Source organism: Allocatelliglobosispora scoriae, assembly GCF_014204945.1.
In the GTDB taxonomy this organism is placed as follows: domain Bacteria; phylum Actinomycetota; class Actinomycetes; order Mycobacteriales; family Micromonosporaceae; genus Allocatelliglobosispora; species Allocatelliglobosispora scoriae.
Genome location: NZ_JACHMN010000003.1, coordinates 2,087,523 through 2,107,038, shown reverse-complemented (window position 1 = coordinate 2,107,038; position 19,516 = coordinate 2,087,523). Strand labels below are relative to the sequence as shown.

Annotated in this window: 19 protein-coding genes; 14 read left to right on the top strand and 5 right to left on the bottom strand. The window is 71.5% G+C overall.

What is annotated here, in order from left to right:
- Positions 1–127: 127 nt before the first annotated feature.
- From F4553_RS35625 to F4553_RS35610, 4 genes are all read left to right on the top strand, one after another.
- Positions 128–1,069 carry a nucleotidyltransferase domain-containing protein gene (locus F4553_RS35625; RefSeq protein WP_184845371.1) on the top strand — a complete coding sequence of 314 codons (942 nt, stop codon included), beginning with the start codon at positions 128–130 and terminating at the stop codon, positions 1,067–1,069.
- A 41-nt stretch (positions 1,070–1,110) separates the two neighbouring features.
- Positions 1,111–3,327, top strand: coding sequence for a hypothetical protein (locus tag F4553_RS35620; protein ID WP_184845369.1), 2,217 nt, complete (start codon positions 1,111–1,113; stop codon positions 3,325–3,327).
- A gap of 238 nt (positions 3,328–3,565) precedes the next feature.
- Entirely contained in the window at positions 3,566–4,078 is a 513-nt protein-coding gene (locus F4553_RS42685) for a methylated-DNA--[protein]-cysteine S-methyltransferase (RefSeq protein ID WP_184845367.1), read from the top strand.
- A gap of 21 nt (positions 4,079–4,099) precedes the next feature.
- Positions 4,100–4,525, top strand: a complete 426-nt coding sequence (locus F4553_RS35610) for a hypothetical protein (RefSeq protein WP_184845365.1) — start codon at positions 4,100–4,102, stop codon at positions 4,523–4,525.
- A gap of 186 nt (positions 4,526–4,711) precedes the next feature.
- Here the strand turns inward: F4553_RS35610 and F4553_RS35605 are convergent, their stop codons facing one another.
- On the bottom strand, positions 4,712–5,110 hold the full coding sequence (locus F4553_RS35605) for a hypothetical protein (RefSeq protein ID WP_184845363.1): 399 nt from the start codon (positions 5,108–5,110) through the stop codon (positions 4,712–4,714).
- Positions 5,111–5,172: 62 nt separating this feature from the next.
- Between F4553_RS35605 and F4553_RS35600 the strand changes: the two genes are divergently transcribed.
- The 3 genes from F4553_RS35600 (at position 5,173) to F4553_RS35590 (ending at position 7,083) form a co-directional block, all read left to right on the top strand.
- Entirely contained in the window at positions 5,173–5,607 is a 435-nt protein-coding gene (locus F4553_RS35600) for a GNAT family N-acetyltransferase (RefSeq protein ID WP_184845361.1), read from the top strand.
- Positions 5,608–5,747: 140 nt separating this feature from the next.
- A complete protein-coding gene (locus F4553_RS35595) occupies positions 5,748–6,209 on the top strand; it encodes a hypothetical protein (RefSeq protein WP_184845360.1) in 462 nt (153 codons plus the stop codon).
- Positions 6,210–6,423: 214 nt separating this feature from the next.
- Positions 6,424–7,083 (top strand): FKBP-type peptidyl-prolyl cis-trans isomerase, encoded by a 660-nt coding sequence (locus F4553_RS35590; protein ID WP_312875517.1) that lies wholly within the window; start codon positions 6,424–6,426, stop codon positions 7,081–7,083.
- A 56-nt stretch (positions 7,084–7,139) separates the two neighbouring features.
- Here F4553_RS35590 and F4553_RS35585 read toward each other — a convergent pair whose 3' ends face one another.
- A complete protein-coding gene (locus F4553_RS35585) occupies positions 7,140–8,222 on the bottom strand; it encodes a DUF5925 domain-containing protein (protein WP_184845358.1) in 1,083 nt (360 codons plus the stop codon).
- 141 nt (positions 8,223–8,363) lie between these two features.
- Here F4553_RS35585 and F4553_RS35580 point away from each other — a divergent pair, with 141 nt between their 5' ends.
- The 4 genes from F4553_RS35580 to F4553_RS35565 all read left to right on the top strand — a co-directional run bounded on the left by F4553_RS35580 (position 8,364) and on the right by F4553_RS35565 (position 13,645).
- Positions 8,364–9,647 carry a glycosyltransferase gene (locus F4553_RS35580; RefSeq protein ID WP_246467942.1) on the top strand — a complete coding sequence of 428 codons (1,284 nt, stop codon included), beginning with the start codon at positions 8,364–8,366 and terminating at the stop codon, positions 9,645–9,647.
- A gap of 94 nt (positions 9,648–9,741) precedes the next feature.
- Entirely contained in the window at positions 9,742–10,881 is a 1,140-nt protein-coding gene (locus F4553_RS35575) for a glycoside hydrolase family 88 protein (protein WP_184845354.1), read from the top strand.
- Between the two features lie 9 nt (positions 10,882–10,890).
- Entirely contained in the window at positions 10,891–11,844 is a 954-nt protein-coding gene (locus tag F4553_RS35570; protein WP_184845352.1) for a pirin family protein, read from the top strand.
- 172 nt (positions 11,845–12,016) lie between these two features.
- Positions 12,017–13,645 carry an acyl-CoA dehydrogenase family protein gene (locus tag F4553_RS35565; RefSeq protein WP_184845350.1) on the top strand — a complete coding sequence of 543 codons (1,629 nt, stop codon included), beginning with the start codon at positions 12,017–12,019 and terminating at the stop codon, positions 13,643–13,645.
- Positions 13,646–13,690: 45 nt separating this feature from the next.
- On the opposite strand, the gene F4553_RS35560 is transcribed toward F4553_RS35565, so the two are convergent.
- A complete protein-coding gene (locus F4553_RS35560; protein WP_312875516.1) occupies positions 13,691–14,725 on the bottom strand; it encodes a S1 family peptidase in 1,035 nt (344 codons plus the stop codon).
- 225 nt (positions 14,726–14,950) lie between these two features.
- On the opposite strand from F4553_RS35560, the gene F4553_RS35555 reads away from it, so the two are divergent.
- The 3 genes from F4553_RS35555 to F4553_RS35545 all read left to right on the top strand — a co-directional run bounded on the left by F4553_RS35555 (position 14,951) and on the right by F4553_RS35545 (position 17,380).
- A complete protein-coding gene (locus tag F4553_RS35555; RefSeq protein ID WP_184845348.1) occupies positions 14,951–15,928 on the top strand; it encodes a helix-turn-helix domain-containing protein in 978 nt (325 codons plus the stop codon).
- A 157-nt stretch (positions 15,929–16,085) separates the two neighbouring features.
- On the top strand, positions 16,086–16,748 hold the full coding sequence (locus F4553_RS35550; protein ID WP_184845346.1) for a sensor histidine kinase: 663 nt from the start codon (positions 16,086–16,088) through the stop codon (positions 16,746–16,748).
- Complete coding sequence (locus F4553_RS35545) at positions 16,748–17,380, top strand: response regulator (protein ID WP_184845344.1); 633 nt, start codon at positions 16,748–16,750, stop codon at positions 17,378–17,380. Before F4553_RS35550 ends, F4553_RS35545 begins: the two co-directional genes overlap by 1 nt.
- A 17-nt stretch (positions 17,381–17,397) precedes the next feature.
- Here the strand turns inward: F4553_RS35545 and ssuE are convergent, their stop codons facing one another.
- Together ssuE and F4553_RS35535 are read right to left on the bottom strand one after the other, a co-directional pair.
- On the bottom strand, positions 17,398–17,976 hold the full coding sequence (gene ssuE, locus F4553_RS35540; RefSeq protein WP_184845342.1) for an NADPH-dependent FMN reductase: 579 nt from the start codon (positions 17,974–17,976) through the stop codon (positions 17,398–17,400).
- An 82-nt stretch (positions 17,977–18,058) separates the two neighbouring features.
- Positions 18,059–19,510, bottom strand: coding sequence for an SDR family NAD(P)-dependent oxidoreductase (locus F4553_RS35535; protein ID WP_312875515.1), 1,452 nt, complete (start codon positions 19,508–19,510; stop codon positions 18,059–18,061).
- Positions 19,511–19,516: the final 6 nt, after the last annotated feature.

The window sequence follows — 19,516 nt, the reverse complement described above, 5'->3', positions numbered from 1 at the left end:
GGGCATGCCCAACGAACCCCCAAGATCGCCGCAACTCTTGAAGAGTTGGTGCTATGAAGCACCAACTCTTCAAGAGTTGCGGCGATCTTCGGGTGCGGGGGCGGGAGGGGAGCTCTAGGCTGCGGGGATGGTTGCGGAGCCGGAGTTGCCCGTCGGTACGCAGGTGGTGCTGCGGACCCTCATCGACGGCGCGCAGAAGGGTGCGACCGGGCGGGTCGTGGAGCGGGCCGCCGACGGGCGTTACCTCGTCCGGCTCGCCGACGGGCGGGAGATCCCGGGCGCGCGGGGCGAGCTGGCGCTGCGCAAGGCGTACCAGTCGGAATCGACTCTTCCCGCGACCGGCGGGACGGAGCTGGTGACCGCGCACACGATCTATGCCGCCGTGGTCGGGTCGCAGGCCTACGGCCTCGCCGTGGCGGGCTCGGACACCGATCTGCGCGGGGTCTACGCGGCCCCGACCAGCGATTTCTGGTCGTTGAGCAAGCCGCCGATGCACCTGGAGGGGCCTGCGCCCGAGCAGTTCTCCTGGGAGGTCGAGCGCTTCTGCGAGCTGGCGCTCAAGGCCAACCCGAACCTGCTGGAGGTCCTGCACTCCCCCATCGTGATCACCCAGACGCCGCTCGGCGAGGAGCTGCTCGACCTGCGCGGGGCGTTCCTGTCGCAGCTCGTCTACCAGACCTACTCGGGCTATGTGCTGAGCCAGTTCAAGAAGATCGAGGGTGACCTGCGCCGCGACGGCGAACCCAAGTGGAAGCACGTGATGCACCTGCTCCGCCTGCTGCTCGCGGCCCGCGAGCTGCTGCGGCACGGCCGCGTCGTGGTCGATGTGGGCGACGACCGGGAAAAACTCCTGCGGGTACGCCGCGGCGAAGTCCCCTGGACCGAGGTCGAGGCGTGGCGGCTGCGGCTGCACGCGGAGCTCGACGACGCCCTGGACCACACGCCGCTGCCCGCCGCACCGGACGCGGCCCGGGTCGACGCCTGGCTCCGGTCGGTGCGGGCCCGCAGCGCCCGGGAGACGCTGTCAGCCCCAGCTTCTGCACCTGGTGATTCGGCGCCGCGCTCCTAGACTCGGCGGCGCTAACGTCCCATGCAGACCTTGGAGCGAGCATGATCCGTCGTGCCCTGATGGTCCTCACCCTGCTGGCCGCCACCCTGGTCGGCACCGCCGCGCCCGCGCGGGCCGCGGTGGCCCCCGTCGACCTGTTCCGTTACGGCAGCTTCGCCGACGACTTCACCGGATCGTCCAACACCGATCCCCTCTACGGGCTCAACGTCGGGCTCGACACCCGGCAGACCGGCACCTCGGGGCCGGTCTCCTACACCCGGGTCTCCGGGCTGTGGAACACGGGCGTGCCGCCGAAGCCGTGGTACGCGCAGGTCAACCAGCCCTCCCACCCCGACCGGCTGAGCTTCCACCTCGGCACCTCGGCGATCATGCTGGGTGCCCCGGCGGTCGCCGACGCAAGCGGGCAGTTCACCGTCTCGGCGCTGATCGATCCGGTCGCGGGCAGCACCGCGGGCGCCGACTGGGGCTCGCTGGTGCTGAGCCGGTCGCGCCTGAGCTGGGGTTACCCGACCAACGCCGATGTCGACCTGGGGCTGACGGTCAGCTCAGCCGGTGCGCTCGCCGTCTACCGCCGCGCGGCGCAGCCGATCTTCACCGGCTCGGTCGCCCCGGCCGCCGCCTACCAGGTGTCGCTGACGGTCGCGCCGCTCGCGGCGACGCTCACCGTCAACGGGCAGGTCTTCTCGGTGCCGGTCCCGGCCGGGCAGCACCGCTGGCCCAGCCTCGCCTACCTCTACCTGGGCGCCTACCTCTCCGGCGGGAGCGCCGTGACGACCTTCGACACGCTGCGGGTGTCCCGGGTCGACACCTCGATCGCGGCGAGTCCGGAACTGTTCGCCGAGACGTTCGACGGCGCGGATTCCGGCACCGACTACGGCCTCAACCAGGGGCTGCGCGCCCGCCAGCCGGGGGTGGTCGCCAACCGCTACACGCGTACGTCGGGCCTGTGGAACTCCTCGACCCCGCCGCAGCCGTGGCTGTCGCAGGTGAACCACCTGGTCAACCCGGACCGGCTCAGCTTCCACCTGGCACCGTCGGCGGTCCGGCTCGACAAGCCGCTCGCGACGGCGCTCGACGGCGTCGCGGCGGTCGGTGCCACGCTCGACCCGGTCGTCGGCGACACCGCCGGCACGGACTGGCTGTCGCTGATGCTCAGCCCGAGCGCCACGGGCAACGGCTACGTCACCGACGCCGACGTGGACCTGGGACTGGTGCTCCGGTCCAGCGGGCGGCTGCAGCTCTACCGGCGCGGCGCCCCGACCTTCACCACCGAGCCCGCCGTGGCGCCCGCCGCCGACGGCTCCTTCCGGGTCGGGCTCACGGTCGCCGGACGGGAGGTCGCGCTCGTCGTCAACGGGCAGAACTTCTTCCTCACCCTCGGGTACGACCTCGGCGTGCAGGAGTACGTCTCGCTCGGCAGCTACATCACCGCGCCGGGGCCGGTCAGCACCGTCGACGAGCTGCGGTTGTCGAAACTCGGCGGGCTCAACCACTACGGCTACTTCGACGTGATGGACCCCGCCGACCACGCCGACCACTCCCCGGAGGTCGCCGGATACACCAACCTCAACATCTACCTGGAGGACGTCGCCCAGGGGTACCTCGACTACTGCCGCCCGCACTCGTGCGCGGTGGACACCCAGTGGCAGACGTTCCTGCCCGGCAGCGGCGGCGTCTGGAGCCCGCGCGGCGACGCACCGGGACAGCTCGGCCGCCTGAGGGCGCAGATCGGATCGAACATCGACAAGATCGGTTCGATCTACCTCATCGACGAGCCCTACCTCAAGGGAGTGCTCCAGGCCGATCTGCAGAACGCCGTCAGCCAGATCCGGGCGGTGTTCCAGGGTGCGGTACTGACGCTCACCCTCTTCGGCCGGGATGCGACCCTCGGCAACCCCGCCCAGCCTCCGGTCACCGGCGTCGACCGGGTCGGATTCGACATGTACTGCGCCTCGGCGGCGGATCTGACCAGCTCGATCACGTGGCTCGGCACGAATCTGCCCAACGCCGCGCAGCAGATCTTCCTCGTACCGGAGTCGGCTCCGCAGGAGTGCGCGGGAGCGACCGACGCGACCATCGCGGCGAAGCAGCAGACCTTCCTCAACCTCGCCGCCGCCAACCGCCGTATCACGATGCTCATCAATTTCGGCTGGTGGCTGGGGCCCTACCCGAGGGCGGAGGACCACCCCTTCACCAACCTGCCGCAGACCTCGGCGAAGCAGCAGGCGATCGGTACCTCGATCCTCGGCCTGACCTGACCCGGCCTGCACCGTCTCGGCCTGGACTCGTCTCGGCCTGGACCGACCCGCTCGGCCTGGACCCGCTCGGCCTGGACCCGCTCGGCCTGGACCCACTCGGCCTGGACCCACTCGGCCTGGACCGGCTCGGCCTGGACCCGCTCGGCCTGGACCGGCCCGGTCGGCTTGAGACCGCAGCCGGGCCTGCCCGCCCGCAGGCCCGGCTGCCTTTGTCGGACCCCGGTCGTAGGGTGGTCGGGTGATCGCCTGGACCAGCGTGCCGACGCCCCTCGACGACTTCACCGTCGCCGCCACCGAGACCGGTGTCGTCGGCATCGGCTTCGGCGCCTGGGGACCCGCCGTCCGCTCCTGGGAGGGGCACGGCCGGGTCCGCCCCGGCACCGCCGCGGACACCGCGCTCGCGCACGGGGTCCGCGAGGTCCGCGAATGGGCGGTCGGCCGCCGCGAGGTCTTCGATGCGCCGCTGGACTGGTCGCTCACCTCCGGAGTGCAGGAGCGGGTGCTCCGCACGCTCTACGAGACCGTGCCCTTCGGCACCACCATCACCTACGGTGAGCTGGCGAGCCGGTCCGGCCTGCCCGGTGAGGCCCGGCTCGTCGGGCAGATCATGGGCAGCAACCCGATCCCGATCATCGTGCCGTGCCACCGGGTGCTCGCCTCCGACGGGCTCGGCGGCTACGGCCCCGGTCTGGAGCTCAAGCGGCGCATCCTGGTGCTGGAGCGGGTTCTACAACCATCGCTATTCGACTGACGGCGCAGTAACGTCCTCGATATGACGACGACCGCTCCGCTCGCCATGGCCTCGCCCCGGCGGGCGCCCGGCAGCGTGCTGACCAGGCTCCACCTCGTGGTCGCCGGGGCATACGCCGCCTGCCTCGCCATCGCGCTGGGCCGGGCCGCATCGCTGTCCGGCTTCCTCTACCTGCCGCACCAGGGTGACGAATACACGGGCAGCGCCGACATCTGGCCCGGCGCGGCCTACCTGGTCTGGTGGGTGCTGATCCTCACCATCGGGCTCGCCCCGGTCTTCGCGTTCGTCGCGGCGATCGTGTCGGTGGTGCGGCTCGCGACGCCGCGGATGCGGGCCGAGCCCGCCCGGTGGCGGACGCTGCTCGCGACGACGGTGCTGTCAGTGCTGGTCTTCGCCGCGGCACTGACCCCGCCGGTGGCGACGATCCTCGTCTGGCTGCTGGACTAGCTAGCGGGGCATGAGCGCGCTGAGCGCAGGCTGCGCAGGCTCGGCGCGAGCTGCACGGACCCGGCGGTGATCGCGCACGTTCCGGGAAAATGCCCCTACCCTCGAGCATGATCGTGCTTGTTCCCGGAAACAGGCCCTACGGGCACGATCCGAGGGGACTGTTTCCGGGAACAAGCACGATCATGCTCACTCCACGAACCCCCATGCCCACACCGCCACCTCGCGGACCGCGACGCTGCGGTCGCGCAGGAGCTCCTCGACCAGGTCGGCGGCGGGCGCGGGATAGAGCTCGATCAGCTCGATGATGAGGTGCTGGAGTGCGTCCTGGTCGTCGCCGAGATCCTGCGCGGAGGCCCGGACCAGGGTCGGCAGCGCCTCGATGCCGACGAGGGCGGTCAGCATCTGGCACATGATGTCGCGACCGTCCACATTGCCGTCTTCGAGATAGATCTGCAGCTGCGTGACGAGCCTCGGCAGCACCGACGCGTCCGCCGCGGCGATGGCGTCGTCGATCGCGTCGGACGCGGGCCGCAGCGGATCCCGGCTGTTGATCCGCCAGATAAGCTCGTCGATCGGTGTCGTCATCATGCCTCCCCGGCGAAGACCCCTCGCACAAGTATGCGCACCCACCATGTGATCATCGGTGGATGGGTTACAGCCTCGACGACGATCCCGCCCGCCTCGACTCCGACGCGATCTGGGCGTTCCTGTCCGAGCAGGCGTACTGGGGTCGCTGGCGTGATCGGGCCGCCGTCCAGCGGCAGATCGACGAGGCGTGGCGGGTCGTCGCGGCCTACGACGACGAGTCCGGTGCGCTGGTCGGGTTCGCCCGGGCGCTCTCGGACGGTCTCGCCACCGCCTACCTCGCCGACGTCTACGTGCACCCCGACCACCGGGGCAGCGGCCTCGGCGTGGCCCTCGTCGACCTCATGATCGAGCAGGGTCCGGGCCGGGATTTCCGCTGGATGCTGCATACCCTGGACGCGCACGGGCTCTACGAGCGGTTCGGCTTCGCACCGCCCGGCCCGAGCTATCTCGAACGCCCGGCGCGGGGCGCCCTGACGCAGCCGACCACTCCGTAGCGGCCCCCCGGCCGGCCGAAGGCAGGGAACGCATACACCGCAACATATCGATGATTGTCATCTCGACGATATTTACACACGTGGATCACTGCGTCTAGCCTGAACCCTTCTCGCCCAAACAGGGAAAGCTGGAGGGAAAGATGTTGGGTCAACGGACCTGGACAAGGAAGATCCGCCACGCCGGCCTCGGGTTGCTGGTCGCGGCTCTCGTAGGACTGTTCGCGACGCCGGCCCAGGCCGCCGAGCCCGAGCAGATACCGCCGGGATCATTCGTCGTACTCGATCCGGCAAGCGGCAAGGTGATCTCCATTCAACCGCTCGACCGGGCCGGCCTCGAGATCAGCAACACCAACATCTGCTCGACCGCGTCATATGCCTGCTTCTACTCCGGCCAGGTCCCGTACGCCCACCAGGGGTTCTATGGAACTCCCGGAACGTTCTTCGGCAGCTGGCCCTACCGCAGCGGCGGAAGGTCGGGGGGCTACACGACGCAGTTCTGCTGGATCAACGGCGGCACCGTCTGCAGCCCGATCCTGCCTCCGGGCACCACGTTCTCCTACGGCAGCTCGCGGTTCACCGGAACCTCGGTCACCATCTTCTGACCCGGAGCCGGGGCGCCCTTGAGGGAACAGCCACCGCTCCGCAACGCCGACGAGACCTCCACCGGGTGGGGGTCTCGTCGGCGTTGCCCCCAACGTGCCGCGGCAGGCAACCCGCGTATCGCAATTGGTGAATCAACCACGCCCGGGAGGCTGCCGGGTGGCGTCCGTTGAGCTACACTTCGCCGCGATCCAACGACGACGAGAGGCTAGATCCGTGAGCATCGGAGAAGCACGAGAGGCGCAGAAGGCGGCCAAGCGAGTCGCCCTCAAGCAGGCTGCCGCTGAGCGGGAGGCGGCCGCCCGCCGCCGTAACGCGTTCACCGGCATGATCGTCGCCGTGGTGGCGATCGGCGCCGTGGTCGGCCTGCTGGCCCTGTTGGGTGCCTTCTCGGCCAAGACGCCCGCCGCGCTGGACTCGCAGGCTTCGCCGGGCGCGGTCGCCACGGACCAGCCGGCCGCCGATCCGCCCGCCCCGAAGGTCGAGGTGCCCCCGGCGCTGGCGAAGAAGCCCGAGGTCACCAAGGGCGACGCCGCGACGCTCACCAAGCTGGATGTCAAGACGCTGATCCAGGGCACGGGCCCGGCCGTCGTGGCCAAGCAGCAGATCACGGTCAACTACGTCGGCGTCTTCTACAAGGACGGCAAGGAGTTCGACTCCTCCTGGTCGCGCAATGAGCCCGCAACCTTCCAGATCGGCAATCAGAAGGTCATTCCCGGCTGGGACCAGGGCTTGGTCGGCGTGAAGGTCGGCAGCCGCGTCCTCATCGACATCCCGAGCGCCCTCGCCTACGGCGCCGACGAGGCCGCCGCCACGGCGGCGGGTAAGCCGGCCGGCCCGCTGCGCTTCGTCGTGGACGTCCTCGCCGCTCAGTAACCCTGTCATGTGTGACGAAGGGCCCTGCCGTTTCCGGCAGGGCCCTTCGTAGTCGGTCAGAGGTAGTAGCCCACCGGCGGTTCGGCGGCCGTGGTGACCATCGGGACGTCGCCGCGGCGCAGGGCGTAGAGCTCGGCGAGCGTCGCACCACCGGCGTCGACCCGGGCCGGGTGCCCGTCCAGCCAGGCGACCGCCTGCTCGTGGGGCAGCTTGCCGACCTCGATCTGGGCCAGGCAGCGCCCCGGCCGGATGACCGCCGGGTGCAGCCGGGCCAGCGGCTCGTTGGTGGTGAGCCCGATCAGCACGTCGCGGCCCTGCGCGAGCATGCCGTCGGTGAGGTTGAGCAGGCGCGACATCGCCTGCCCGCTCGACTGCTTCGCCGCCGAGGTGATCAGCTCGTCGCAGTCCTCGAAGAGCAGCAGCCGGAAGCGCCGCTCCTCGGACTCCTCGTCGCCGACCGCGACCTCCATGAGGTAGCTCGACTCGCTGAACAGGCTCTCCGGGTCCATCACCACGTCGACCTGGCACCACGAGGACCAGGCGCGGGCGAGCGAGCGCAGCGCGGTGGTCTTGCCGGTGCCGGGCGGGCCGTGCATGAGCAGCAGCCGGCCGGTCGCCGTCTCCGGCGTCACCGCCATGAGCTGGTCCATCGCGTCCATGACGGCGCGGGAGTAGTTGTGCCGGATCTCCGCCCAGACCGGCGCGGTGATGCTGCGCCTGGTGCGCTGGGCGCCGTGCCGGCTGCGGTGCCAGAAGCCGATCTCGATCGCCTCGGCCGGTTCCTCGATCTCCTCGCAGGCGCCCGCCGAGGCCTCCTCGACGACCCGCTTGGCGAGCTCCTCGGTGACGGCGGTGACGGTGATGTCGGCGGTCCCGCCGCGCCAGCGCACGGCGCGCAGCGTCCAGCCGTCGCCCAGCGCCAGGTGGCTGCGCTGACCGTCGTCGGTCGCGGCGCGCAGGATCGTGCCGGACTCGGGGAGGAGCTGTGCCTCCTTGCGTACGCGGGTGAGCCGCGAGGTGTGCGCGAAGGGCTGATCTCCGCTGACGAACGCAGCGAGGATCAGCGCATCGACGATGTCTCGCGGTGAGTCCGCGTCATCGACGGTGAGCTGCGTCGGCAACTGCTGGAGGTCGGTCACGGCGCAGATGATCCGCCCCGGAAATCCGCTTGCACCAGCGATTATCGACGAACCCGCAATATTCACAGCCGAACGAGCCGCGCTTCACCTGGCGGCCGTCTGGCGTTGGTCCGGCCTCCCCACGCTGCGGGGGTGCGCATCATGCACTTCACCGACACGTACCTGCCGCGTCGCGACGGGGTCATCACCTCGTTGCGTACCCTGCGGGCCGCCCTCGCCGCCTCGGGCCACGCGAGCGTCACCGTCGCGCCCGCCCACTCCGGTCAAGAGCCAGAACCGTGGCTGGTACGCCTGCCGGCGCTCCCCTGCGGCGTCGCGGACCTGCGGCTGTCGCGGTGGCCGCTGCGCCCGGCCCGCCAGGAGCTCCTCGACGGGCTGAAGGCCTACCTCCCCGACGTGATCCACGTGCACTCGCCGGGGCCGACGGGGCTGCTCGGGGTGCTCGCCGCGCAGCGGCTGGGGGTGCCGCTGGTGCAGACCTACCACACGGATCTGCACGCCTATGCCGATGCCTATCGGGTGCCGGCGGTGGCGCTGCGGGTGCTCGCGGAGGCCTACGCCCGGCGGCTGGGTACGCCGATGCCGGAGCTGACCGGCGGCGGGCGGCGAGCGGCGCTGGACGCGGGCAACCGGCTGCTGCTGGGCCCGGCGGACGCGGTGGTGCTGCCGACCGCGGCGGTGCTGCAGCGGGTGTCGCTGCCGGTCGCGGCGCGGCGGATGTTCCTGGTGCCGACGGGCGTGGGGCCGCGGGCGGCGGATGCCGAGGCGGTGGCGGCGTTCCGGGCGCGGTACGGGCTGCGCGAGGACGGGCAGGTGCTGCTCTTCGTGGGCCGGGTCAACCGGGAGAAGGGGGTGGAGCTGCTGCTGGCGGCGTACACCCGGATTCTGCGGGAGCGACCCGCGACGCGGCTGGTGCTGATCGGCGCGGTCTATGAACCGCGCTGGCTGCGGCGTCTGCTGGCGCGCGCGGGGGCGCTCGCGGCGGCGAATGTCGTGATCACCGGGCAGCAGCCGCCGGAGGTGGTGGCGGCGGCCTACGCGTGCGCGGACGTCTTCGCGTTCCCGTCGCGGACGGATACGCAGGCCCTGGTGCTGCAGGAGGCGGCGCACGCGGGGGTGCCGACGGTGATGGTCGACCCGGAGCTGCACCGGACCGGGCCGCTGGGCGGTGCCGCGCGGTGCGTGGAGCCGGACCCGGCGTCGTTCGCGGACGGGGTGCTGGAGCTGCTCGGGGATCCTCGGGCCGCGCGGGCGCTGGGTGCGACGGCGGCGGCGAACGCGGCCCGGCACACCCCGGCGGAGTTCGCGACGTCGATGCTCGCCGTCTACGCCCAGGCGCTGGCGGCGGATAGCACCAACTCTTCAAGAGTTGCGCCGGTTTCTTCCGCGGTCGCGCCGAGAGGGAGCGTCGCGCCGGTCCCATAGGACCAACTCTTGAAGAGTTGTGGCGATCTTGAGTGATCGAGGATGGTCGTATCGATCGTGGACTGTTAGTCAAGTTTCCTTTATATTGAGCCGCATGGATCGTCGCACCCTGCTCCGGGCCGGCACCGCGCTCGCCGGCGGCATCGGCGCCGCCGGACTCCCCGGCACCGCCCTCGCCGCGCCCGGCACCACGCTCCCCGCCCGCTCCGCCGTGCTCGCCGGCATGCGGCTCGTCAACGACTACTGGATCAACGGGCACGCCGACCCGGGCAACAACCAGTGGGCCCGCGCCACCTATGTCAGCGGCACCATCGCCGCCTACCGCGCGACGGGGGTGGCGAGCTACCTCACCTACGCGCGGAACTGGGCGCAGCAGAACAACTACGCGCTCAACGGGGGTACGTCGACCCGGCACGCCGACAACCACAACGCCGGGCAGGCCTACTACGACCTCTACGAGATCGACGGCAACGCGTCCCACCTGACGGCGATCAACGAGTCGATCCGGCTGATGGTCTACGGCTCCAACACGTCCAACACCGACTGGTGGTGGGTCGACGCCCTGCACATGGCGATGCCGGTCTTCGTCCGGGTCGCCAATTACCGCAACGACGCCACCTACCTGACGAAGCTGGGCAAGCTCTACGACTACACGAAGAAGCAGATCTCCGGGGTCGGGCTGTGGAACGCCACCGACCGGCTGTGGTACCGCGACGCCGGCTACATCTGGCCCAACGGCTCGGGTTCGCACTCCCCCAACGGCAAGAAGGTCTACTGGTCCCGCGGCAACGGCTGGGCGCTCGCCGCGCACGCCAAGGTCCTCGCGCTGCTGCCCGCCACCGATCCGAAACGGGCCGAGTACGTCAGCACGCTGCAGGCGCTCAGCGCCGCCCTGCCCGGCATCCAGCGCGCCGACGGCTTCTGGAACGTCAACCTCGCCGACGCCGCGCACCGGGGCGGCCCCGAGACGAGCGGCACCGCGTTCTTCACCTACGGGCTCGCCTACGGCATCCGCACCGGGCTGCTGCCGAGCGCGACCTACCTGCCCGTGGTCGCGAAGGCGTGGAACGGGATGGTCGCCACGGCGGTCCGCCCCAGCGGGCTGCTCGGCTGGGTGCAGGGCGTCGGTGCCAACCCCGACTCCAGCCAGCCCGTCACCAGCACCTCCACCAGCGACTTCGGCGTGGGCGCGTTCCTGCTCGCCGGGAGCGAGGTCGCGAAGCTGACGGTTTAGATTGGGTCCATGAGCAACGTCGAACCCGCCCCGCAGGAGATCCAGTGCGGCGCCGAGGGTGCCGAGGGCCCGGTCCACGAGCTGCTCGTGGGGCGCGACGTGGTGCTCGGCGGCACCCGGGGCCTCACCGTCACCCGGACCATCCCGCACCGGGACCGCCGGATGGTCGGGGCGTGGTGCTTCGTGGACCACTACGGGCCGGTCTCCATCGCGGGCGGTCCCGGCATGCGCGTCGGGCCGCACCCGCACTGCGGTCTGCAGACGGTGAGCTGGCTCGTCGAGGGCGACGTGGTGCACCGCGACAGCGTCGGCAGCCTGGCCCGGATCACCCCGGGCGAGCTCAACCTCATGACGTCGGGGCGGGGGATCTCGCACTCGGAGGAGTCACCGGGCGACGCTCCGCAGCGGCTGCACGGCGTACAACTCTGGGTGGCACTCCCCGCCGACCAGCGCGACGTGGCCGCGCACTTCGAGCACCACGGCGATCTCCCGCGCCGCGACGGCGTCACGGTCTTCATGGGTGAGCTCGACGGCCTGGTGTCGCCGGCGAAGGCCTACACCCCGCTGGTGGGCGCGGAGATCGCGCTCGCACCCGGGTCCCGCCGGTCGTTCCCGTTGCGCCCCGATTTCGAGTACGCCGTCCTCGCCCTCACCGGCACCGCCCTCGTCGACGGGCTGGAGCTGGCACCCGGGCCGCTGCTCTACCTGGGCACCGGCCGCACGGGCCTGGACCTGGTGGCACAGCCGGCGGCACGGCTGCTGCTGATCGGCGGCGAGCCCTTCGCGGAGGAGCTGGTGATGTGGTGGAACTTCGTCGCCCGCGACCACGACGAGATCGTGGCGGCCCGGGCGGCGTGGGCCGACGGCGACCGCTTCGGGACGGTGACCGGCTATGACGGTTCGTCGATCCCGGCCCCCGAGCTGCCCGCGACCCGCCTGAAGCCCCGAGGCCGCCACCGCTGACCGTCCTCGCCCCGCGCCCTGCCGCCGCGCCCCCGGTCACGTTTTGCAGCAAAACGTGGCCATTCTCGGCGCCGAGGCCACGTTTTGCTGCAAAACGTGACCGGGGCGGGGAGCCTCGTCGGGCGGAACGCGTGAGCGGGCAGCGCTCCTGCACGAGCGTTAAGCTCGGCGCATGGCGACCCATGACGTGACCAACCAGGCACCGCCGCTCGTCGGCGGCAACCTCTTCACCGCCAACACCCCGCTCACCGAGGCGCTCGCCTGGGGCGGCGCGGGCTGGGCGGTGGACCACGTCACCGCCGTGGGTGCCGAGATGGGCACGGCCGACGCGGCGCTGCGCGCCGATCAGGCGCACCGATACCCGCCGGTGCTGCGTACGCACGACCGCTTCGGCCACCGCGTCGACGAGGTCGAGTTCCACCCGGCCTGGCACTCGTTCCTCGGCGCGGCGGTCGGCCACGGCGCGCACGGATCGCCGTGGCGCGACCCGAAACCGGGCGCGCACGTGGCCCGGGCCGCCGTCGTCATGCTGATGCACCAGGTGGAGCCGGGGCACAGCTGTCCGATCTCGATGACCTACGCGGCCGTTCCGGCACTGCGCGCCGATCCCGAGCTCGCGGCGGTGTGGGAGCCGCTGATCACCAGCACCGTCTACGACCCGGGGCTGCGGCCGCCGCAGGAGAAGGCGGGCGTGCTGGTCGGGATGGCGATGACGGAGAAGCAGGGCGGCTCCGACGTACGGGCCAACAGCACCCGCGCGGTCCCGGTCGGCGGCGGGGAGTTCGAGCTCACCGGGCACAAGTGGTTCTGCTCGGCGCCGATGAGCGACGCGTTCCTCGTGCTGGCGCAGGCACCGGGCGGCCTGTCGTGCTTCCTGCTGCCCCGGGTGCTGCCCGACGGCACCCGCAACGGGCTGCGGCTGCAGCGGCTCAAGGACAAGCTCGGCAACCGGTCCAACGCCTCGGCCGAGGTCGAGTTCGAGGCGGCGCGGGCACACCTGGTCGGGCCGGAGGGGCGCGGCGTGCCCACGATCATCGAGATGGTCAACCACACCCGGCTCGACTGCGTGCTCGCCACCACCGCCGGGATGCGGCAGAGCACCGCCGAGGCGATCTGGCACGCCGGGCACCGCAGCGCGTTCGGTGCCCGTCTCGTCGACCAGCCGCTGATGCGCGCGGTCCTCGCCGACCTGGCGCTGGAGGCGGAGGCGGCCCTCGTCACCGCCGTCCGCCTCGCCTCGGCATACGACGCCGACACCCCGGAGGAGAAGGCGTTGCGGCGGCTGGCGACGGCGGTGGCGAAATACTGGATCTGCAAGCGGGGTCCGGGTCACGCCGCCGAGGCGCTGGAGTGCCTGGGCGGCAACGGTTACGTCGAGGAGGCGCCGCTCGCCCGGCGCTACCGCGAGCAGCCGCTGCTCTCCATCTGGGAGGGCTCGGGCAACGTGATCTGCCTGGACGTGCTGCGGGCGATGGAGAGCTCCCCGGCCGCGGTGGACGCCTTCCTCGCCGAGCTCGCGCTGACCGGCGGTGCGGATCGGCGCCTCGACGAGCTGGTGGCGCGGCTGCGTCGACGGATCGGCGGTGGCCGGGTGGAGCAGGCCGAGGCACGCGGGCTGGTGGCGGAGATGGCGCTGGCACTGCAGGCGTCGCTGCTGCTGCGCTACGCCCCGGGGCCGGTGAGCGACGCGTTCTGCGCCGCGCGGCTGGGCAGCGATCGGGGCCTCGCCTACGGCGAGCTGCCGCGCGGGCTCGATCTCGGCGGGATCATCGACCGGCACGCGCCAACGGCCGGATCCTGACGTCCAGAGCGCGCCAGGATCCGACCGCCGGTGCGTGGTGCCGTCCTAGAAGACCTGGACGCCGTAGCGGTTCAGGACCTCGGGGACGGGCTGGAAGAAGGTCACCCCGCCGCTGCTGCAGTTGCCGCTGCCGCCGGAGGTGAGGCCGATGGCGAGGCTGCCGTCGTAGAGCGAGCCGCCGCTGTCGCCGCCCTCGGCGCAGACGTTGGTCTGGATCATCTCGCGTACGGTGCCCTCGGCGTAGTTGACGACCGCGTTGAGGCCGGTCACCTTGCCGCTGTGGATGCCCGTGGTGCTGCCGCGCCGCCGCACGTTCTCGTTGACGTAGGCGTTGGCGGCGGCGGTGATGTCCTGCGAGCCGACGCCGCCGGTGATGGCGATCGACGTGTTGGTGTAGCGGACGATGCCGTAGTCGTTGGTCGGGAAGCTGGTGCCGGTACGGTCACCGAGCTTGATCGTCCGGGCCGAGTTCGAGTACCACGGCACACCGATGTTGGTGCAGTGACCGGCGGTGATGAAGTAGTAGACGCTGCCGGCCCGCACGTTGAAGCCGAGCGAGCAGCGGTAGCCGCCGGAGTAGATCGCGTCGCCGCCGGAGATGAGCGGCCGGAACACGCCGGGCGTCTGCACGATGCGGGCGCCGCCCGCGGACTTGTCGACGGTGCCGCGCAGGTCGGCGAGGCGGGTGCCGGTGACGGTGGAGTCGGCGGTCACGACCACCTGGTTGGTGACCGGGTCCAGGGACCAGGCCGTGCCGACCACGCCGGCGTCGAGGCTGTCCCGCAGCGCGGTGAGCTGTGCGGTGCTGCGGCTGACGAGGCGCGGGGTGGCGCCGGTGGCGCGGACGGCGTCGGCTGCTGCCGCGTCGGTGACGTTGACGACCAGCTGACCGGTCGCCTCGTCGCGGTAGGAGCCCGCGCTGCGCGCGTCACCGAGCGTTTCGGCGAGCGCGGTGGCGGTGGCGTTGATGCTGGCCGGGGCCGCGGGGGCGGCTGCGGCCGGTGTGGTGGTGGCCGCGGCCGCACCGGCCGTCAGGGTGACGACGGCGGTGGCCAGGGCGAGGCGTCGAGCGATTCTCACGGTTCCTCCTGGGGGCTGTGGATCCTCGGCAGGTCGTGCCGCCGGATCACGGAGGTTGAATACCTATCGAAATGTTTCCATTCAATAGGTGTCCAGTCAACATCTTCGATATGTAAATGGCGTGTTACGCGCCATGCCGGACGGAAATCCGCGAATCGATGCCAACGAGATACCCTCATCGCCGCGTTCAGGTAACGGATCTGCAAACGCGCGAAGGGAAGTTCCATGACGGATGACCACGTCGACCTCGACCCCACCGGTGCGCGTACTCCCGCCGAGTTCATCGACCTGCTGCGGCGGGTGCGGGAACGGTCAGGGCTCACCTACCGCGCCATCGAGAAGATCACCGCGGCCGCCGGGGAGACGCTGCCGGCGAGCACCCTCGCCACGCTGCTGGGCCGGGAGACGCTGCCGCGCGAGGAGCTCGTCTCGGCACTGCTGCGCGCCTGCGGTGCGTCGCCCGACGAGGTGGCCGCCTGGGTGGCCGCTCGGCAGCGGCTCGCCGCCTCCCGTCCGGCCTTCGGCACACCCGTGGCATCGGACCGGGCCGACTCCACCGAATCCGATGTGGTCACGACCGACGCCGGCGACGACCCCCCGCCGGCCGCCGCCGCGCCGCGACGGCGGCTGTCGGCCCTCATCGCCGGTGTCGCGCTGCTCACGGTGGTGGCAGCCGGGGTCGTCTTCGCGATCCAGCGTTCCGCCACCGATCCGCCGGTCACCGTCTCCGGCTCCGGTTCCCCCTCGGCCGTGGCGAGCGATCCCCTTGCCGCCGGGCTGATCAACATCCGGTCCGCCAACTCCGGACTCTGCTTCACCGAGCGGCACGATCTGGAGAGCGGGGAGATCTTCCAGGCCCCCTGCGAGGAGAGCTTCCCCGAACGCTCCCTCATCCCGCTGGACGGCGGCACCTACCGGATCGGCACCGAGCACCCCCAGTTCGGTGCGGGCTGCCTGGGAATTCTCGCGGGCAGCCTCCGCTCGGGAGCGCCGGCCGCAGACGAGACCTGCGGGCCGCAACGGATCGAGGAGTTCCACCTGGATCCGGTGGACACCCCGCTGAAGGGCTACCACATCCGCGTGCTGAACACGCAGATGTGCATGGCGGTGCTCGGCGCGTCCCGCAAGGCCTGGGCGGCCGTGCTCCAGCTCCGCTGCGATCCCGACGACATGGGGCAGGTCTTCACCTTCGACCGACTGTAGGCAAGCCTCCGACCTCTGCGAACACGGCTCGAACAAAGCCGAACAAGCCCGAACACGCTCGGGCGGGACAGAACGAATCGTCTCCCCACAGGATCGTGGTGTGACCCGATCCAGCACCACCTCCGGTGGATGGAGGCCCGCATCCTCCGGTCGATGGATGGGCCCGGCCGAGCTCTCGTCGCTCTGCCGGGCCCACCACGACGCCGGCGTGCTCGCCGAGCGGGACCGGATCGCGCTGGAGCTGCACGACACCTTCGCGCAGGGCTTCGCGGGCATCCTGCTGCTCATCCAGGCCGCCGAGGTCGAGCTCGCGACCGATCCGGCGGCATGCGGGCGGCGGCTGGCGAGCGCGGCCCGGACGGCCCGGGAGAACCTGCGCGAGACCCGGACCATGGTCGCGACCTTCGCGGCCGGGGACCCGGAGCCGGAGACGCTGCCCGCGACCCTCGGCACCCTGGTCCGCCGGTTCGGCCGGGAACGGGGGGTGACCGCCACCTTCAGCGCCTCCGGCGGCACGGACCTGCCCTACGAGCAGCACGTGACGCTGCTCCGCGCGGCGCAGGAGGCGCTCGCCAACGCGGGCAGGCACTCCGGCGCGAGCCGGGTGGACGTACGGCTCTCCCGTGGTGACACCGAGGTCACCCTGGAGATCAGCGACGACGGCCGCGGCTTCACCGCCGACGACGACCGTGGTCAGGGCTTCGGACTGGCCGGGATGTGGCGCCGCGTCGCCCAGGCCGGTGGCGAGCTCAGTGTTCAGAGCGCACCCGGGGCGGGCACGACCGTCCGCCTCCGGCTGCCGATCATGGGGAGGCAATGATGTCGGTACGCGTCGTCGTGGCAGACGATCACGTCGTGGTCCGGGAAGGGCTGGGCGCGATCCTGATGAGCGAGCCGGGGATCGAGGTGGCCGCGAGGTGCTGCTCCGGTGAGGAGGCGGTCGCCGCAGCGGCGAAGCTGCGACCGGACCTGGTCCTGATGGACCTGCGGATGCCGGGGATGGGCGGGGTACGCGCGACGAAGCAGATCACCTCGGCGCGGCTGTCGCGGGTGCTGGTGCTGACGACCTACGACGCGCAGCCCGACATCCTCGCCGCCGTCGAGGCCGGTGCCATCGGCTACCTGCTCAAGGACACGCCGCGGCGGCAGCTGGTGGACGGCGTACGCGCCGCCGCCCGGGGGGAGTCGGTGGTGGCCCCCTCCGTCGCCGCCACCCTGATGCGCAAGGTACGCACCGGCGCCCTCCCGGCGCTGACCCCCCGCGAGGCGGAGGTGCTGCGGCACGTGGCGACGGGAATGTCCAATCCGGAGATCGGCCGGGCCCTGCACATCAGCGAGACGACGGTGAAGACGCACCTGGTGCACGTCTTCGAGAAGCTCGGCGTGCACGACCGCACGGCGGCGGTCACCGCGGCGATGGCGAACGGCATCCTGCCCCCGCCCAGCGAGTAGGAGACGGGAGGGCGGGATCAGGTGCGCAGTGCGGTGACGAAAGCCCGCACGACGCCGTCGAGGAGCGTCTGAGCGGGCTCCTCGATGACGATCCCGTCCTCGTGCTCGGTGATGAGCTTGTCGAGGATGAAGAAGCCCGGCACGACGTGCGTGGCGCCCATGGAGTTCAGCACGGGGCGCAGCGCGTAGTCGATGGCGAGCACGTGCGCGATGGTGCCGCCGGTGGCGAGCGGGAGCACCACCTTGCCCTCCAAGGCGAACTGCGGCAGCAGGTCCAGCAGTGCCTTCAGCACCCCGCTGTAGGCGGCCTTGTAGACCGGGGTGGCGATGATCACCCCGTCGGCCGCCCGGATCGCCTCGAGGACGGCGAGGATCTCCGGGTGGTTCGGATCGGCGCCGAGCAGGACCTCCGGCGAGAGGTCGCGGACCTTGAGGATGCGCACGTCGCAGGTGGTGAGCCCGGGCAGCGAGTCGGCGACGTGCCTCAGCACCCGCGCGGTCTTGGAGGTCGGCGACGGCGAGCCGGAGATCGCCAGGATCGTCGTGACGCGCGGGGCCGGCGCATCGGGCCGGGTGCCGAGGATCGGCGTCGTCATCTGCTCCCCCATCGTCGGCTGCGTCGGCTGCCACGGTAGCGCGCAGCGGCCCGGCCGCGCCCCTCGCCGTCGTGCGCTCCGGTCACCACGCGATCGGGGCGTAGTCCTTGAGGAAGCAGCCGTGCACGTCCTCCCCGAGCTCGCCGCGCACGATCGGGTCGTAGACCCGGGCCGCGCCGTCGGCGAGGTCCAGCGGGGCGTGGAAGCCCTCGTCCGCGAGCCGGATCTTGGTCGGGTGCGGGCGCTCGTCGGTGATCCAGCCGGTGTCGACGCTCGTCATCAGGATGCCGTCGGTGCTGAACATCTCGCCCGCGCTGGTCCGGGTGAGCATGTTGAGCGCCGCCTTCGCCATGTTGGTGTGCGGATGGCCCGGCCCCTTGTAACCCCGGCCGAACTGGCCCTCCATCGCCGAGACGTTGACGATGTATTTCCGGCGGGCGCTCGACGCGGCCATCGCCGGGCGCAGCCTGCTGACCAGCACGAACGGTGCGGTCACGTTGCAGAGCTGCACCTCCAGCAGCTCCACGGCGTCGACCTCGTCGACGTGCTGCACCCAGCTGTTGGTGTGGTGCAGGTCGGGCACGAGCCCGCCGGCGTCGATCGCCGTGTTCGCCTCGATCCGCTCCAGCGAGGCACCGCCCGTGGTCAGGGCGAGCGCCGTGACGAGCTCGGGTGCCATCCGCTGGTGCGGCATCGACCCGATCGCGGCGGCGGCCGGGCTCTCCCCCGTGTAGTGACCGAAGCTGATCAGCTCCGGCAGCGGCCCGTCCGGCAACGGCGCGGACTCGGCGGCGACGAGCTGCGAATAGGCGGCGGGCGATCGGCGTACCGTCTGGGCCGCGTTGTTGATCAGGATGTCGAGCGGCCCCTGGGCCGCGACCGAGTCGGCGAGCGCGACCACCTGCGCGGGGTCCCGCAGGTCGATGCCGACGATGCGCAGCCGGTGGAGCCAGTCGGCGCTGTCGGGCATGCCCTGGAAGCGGCGCAGGGCGTCGTTGGGGAAGCGCGTGGTGATCGTGGTGTGCGCGCCGTCGCGGAGCAGCCGCAGGGCGATGTACATGCCGATCTTGGCGCGGCCGCCGGTGAGCAGCGCGCGCTTGCCGGACAGGTCGGCGCGGGCCTCGCGGCGCTCCCAGTTGAGCTTGGCGCAGGTCGGGCAGAGCTGGTGGTAGAAGGCGTGCACCTCGCGGAAGTGCTGCTTGCAGATGTAGCAGGGCCGCGACTTGATCAGGAACCCGGCCGTGGAGCCGACGGTCTGCGTGGTGAGCTGCACTCCGGCGGTCTCGTCGTCGATGCGCCCCGGCGCACCGGTCGCCGTCGCCGCGATCACCGCCTTGTCGGCCGCCGCCACCGCCTCGCGCCGGTCGGCCCGGCGCTGCTTCTTCACCGCCTTGAACAGCTGCGCGGTCGCCATCCGCAGCGCCACCGCGTGCGGGTGCTCGCCGGGCAGCTCACCGGCCTCCGCGAGTACGCTCAGGCAGATCTCGAGGCGCGCGGGGTCGATCTCGGGCCGGTCGGTGTCGATCTCACTCACCGTCAC

Excerpts from the sequence above, each read along its gene's own strand:
- F4553_RS35575 (WP_184845354.1), top strand. The coding sequence starts at position 9,742 with ATGGATCGTCGCACCCTGCTCCGGGCCGGCACCGCGCTCGCCGGCGGC.
- F4553_RS35570 (WP_184845352.1), top strand. The coding sequence starts at position 10,891 with ATGAGCAACGTCGAACCCGCCCCGCAGGAGATCCAGTGCGGCGCCGAG.
- F4553_RS35550 (WP_184845346.1), top strand. The coding sequence starts at position 16,086 with ATGGGCCCGGCCGAGCTCTCGTCGCTCTGCCGGGCCCACCACGACGCC.
- F4553_RS35555 (WP_184845348.1), top strand. The coding sequence starts at position 14,951 with ATGACGGATGACCACGTCGACCTCGACCCCACCGGTGCGCGTACTCCC.
- F4553_RS35580 (WP_246467942.1), top strand. The coding sequence starts at position 8,364 with ATGCACTTCACCGACACGTACCTGCCGCGTCGCGACGGGGTCATCACC.
- F4553_RS35610 (WP_184845365.1), top strand. The coding sequence starts at position 4,100 with ATGACGACGACCGCTCCGCTCGCCATGGCCTCGCCCCGGCGGGCGCCC.
- F4553_RS35620 (WP_184845369.1), top strand. The coding sequence starts at position 1,111 with ATGATCCGTCGTGCCCTGATGGTCCTCACCCTGCTGGCCGCCACCCTG.
- F4553_RS35605 (WP_184845363.1), bottom strand. The coding sequence starts at position 5,110 with ATGACGACACCGATCGACGAGCTTATCTGGCGGATCAACAGCCGGGAT.
- F4553_RS35600 (WP_184845361.1), top strand. The coding sequence starts at position 5,173 with ATGGGTTACAGCCTCGACGACGATCCCGCCCGCCTCGACTCCGACGCG.
- F4553_RS35565 (WP_184845350.1), top strand. The coding sequence starts at position 12,017 with ATGGCGACCCATGACGTGACCAACCAGGCACCGCCGCTCGTCGGCGGC.
- F4553_RS35595 (WP_184845360.1), top strand. The coding sequence starts at position 5,748 with ATGTTGGGTCAACGGACCTGGACAAGGAAGATCCGCCACGCCGGCCTC.
- F4553_RS35545 (WP_184845344.1), top strand. The coding sequence starts at position 16,748 with ATGTCGGTACGCGTCGTCGTGGCAGACGATCACGTCGTGGTCCGGGAA.
- ssuE (WP_184845342.1), bottom strand. The coding sequence starts at position 17,976 with ATGACGACGCCGATCCTCGGCACCCGGCCCGATGCGCCGGCCCCGCGC.
- F4553_RS35625 (WP_184845371.1), top strand. The coding sequence starts at position 128 with ATGGTTGCGGAGCCGGAGTTGCCCGTCGGTACGCAGGTGGTGCTGCGG.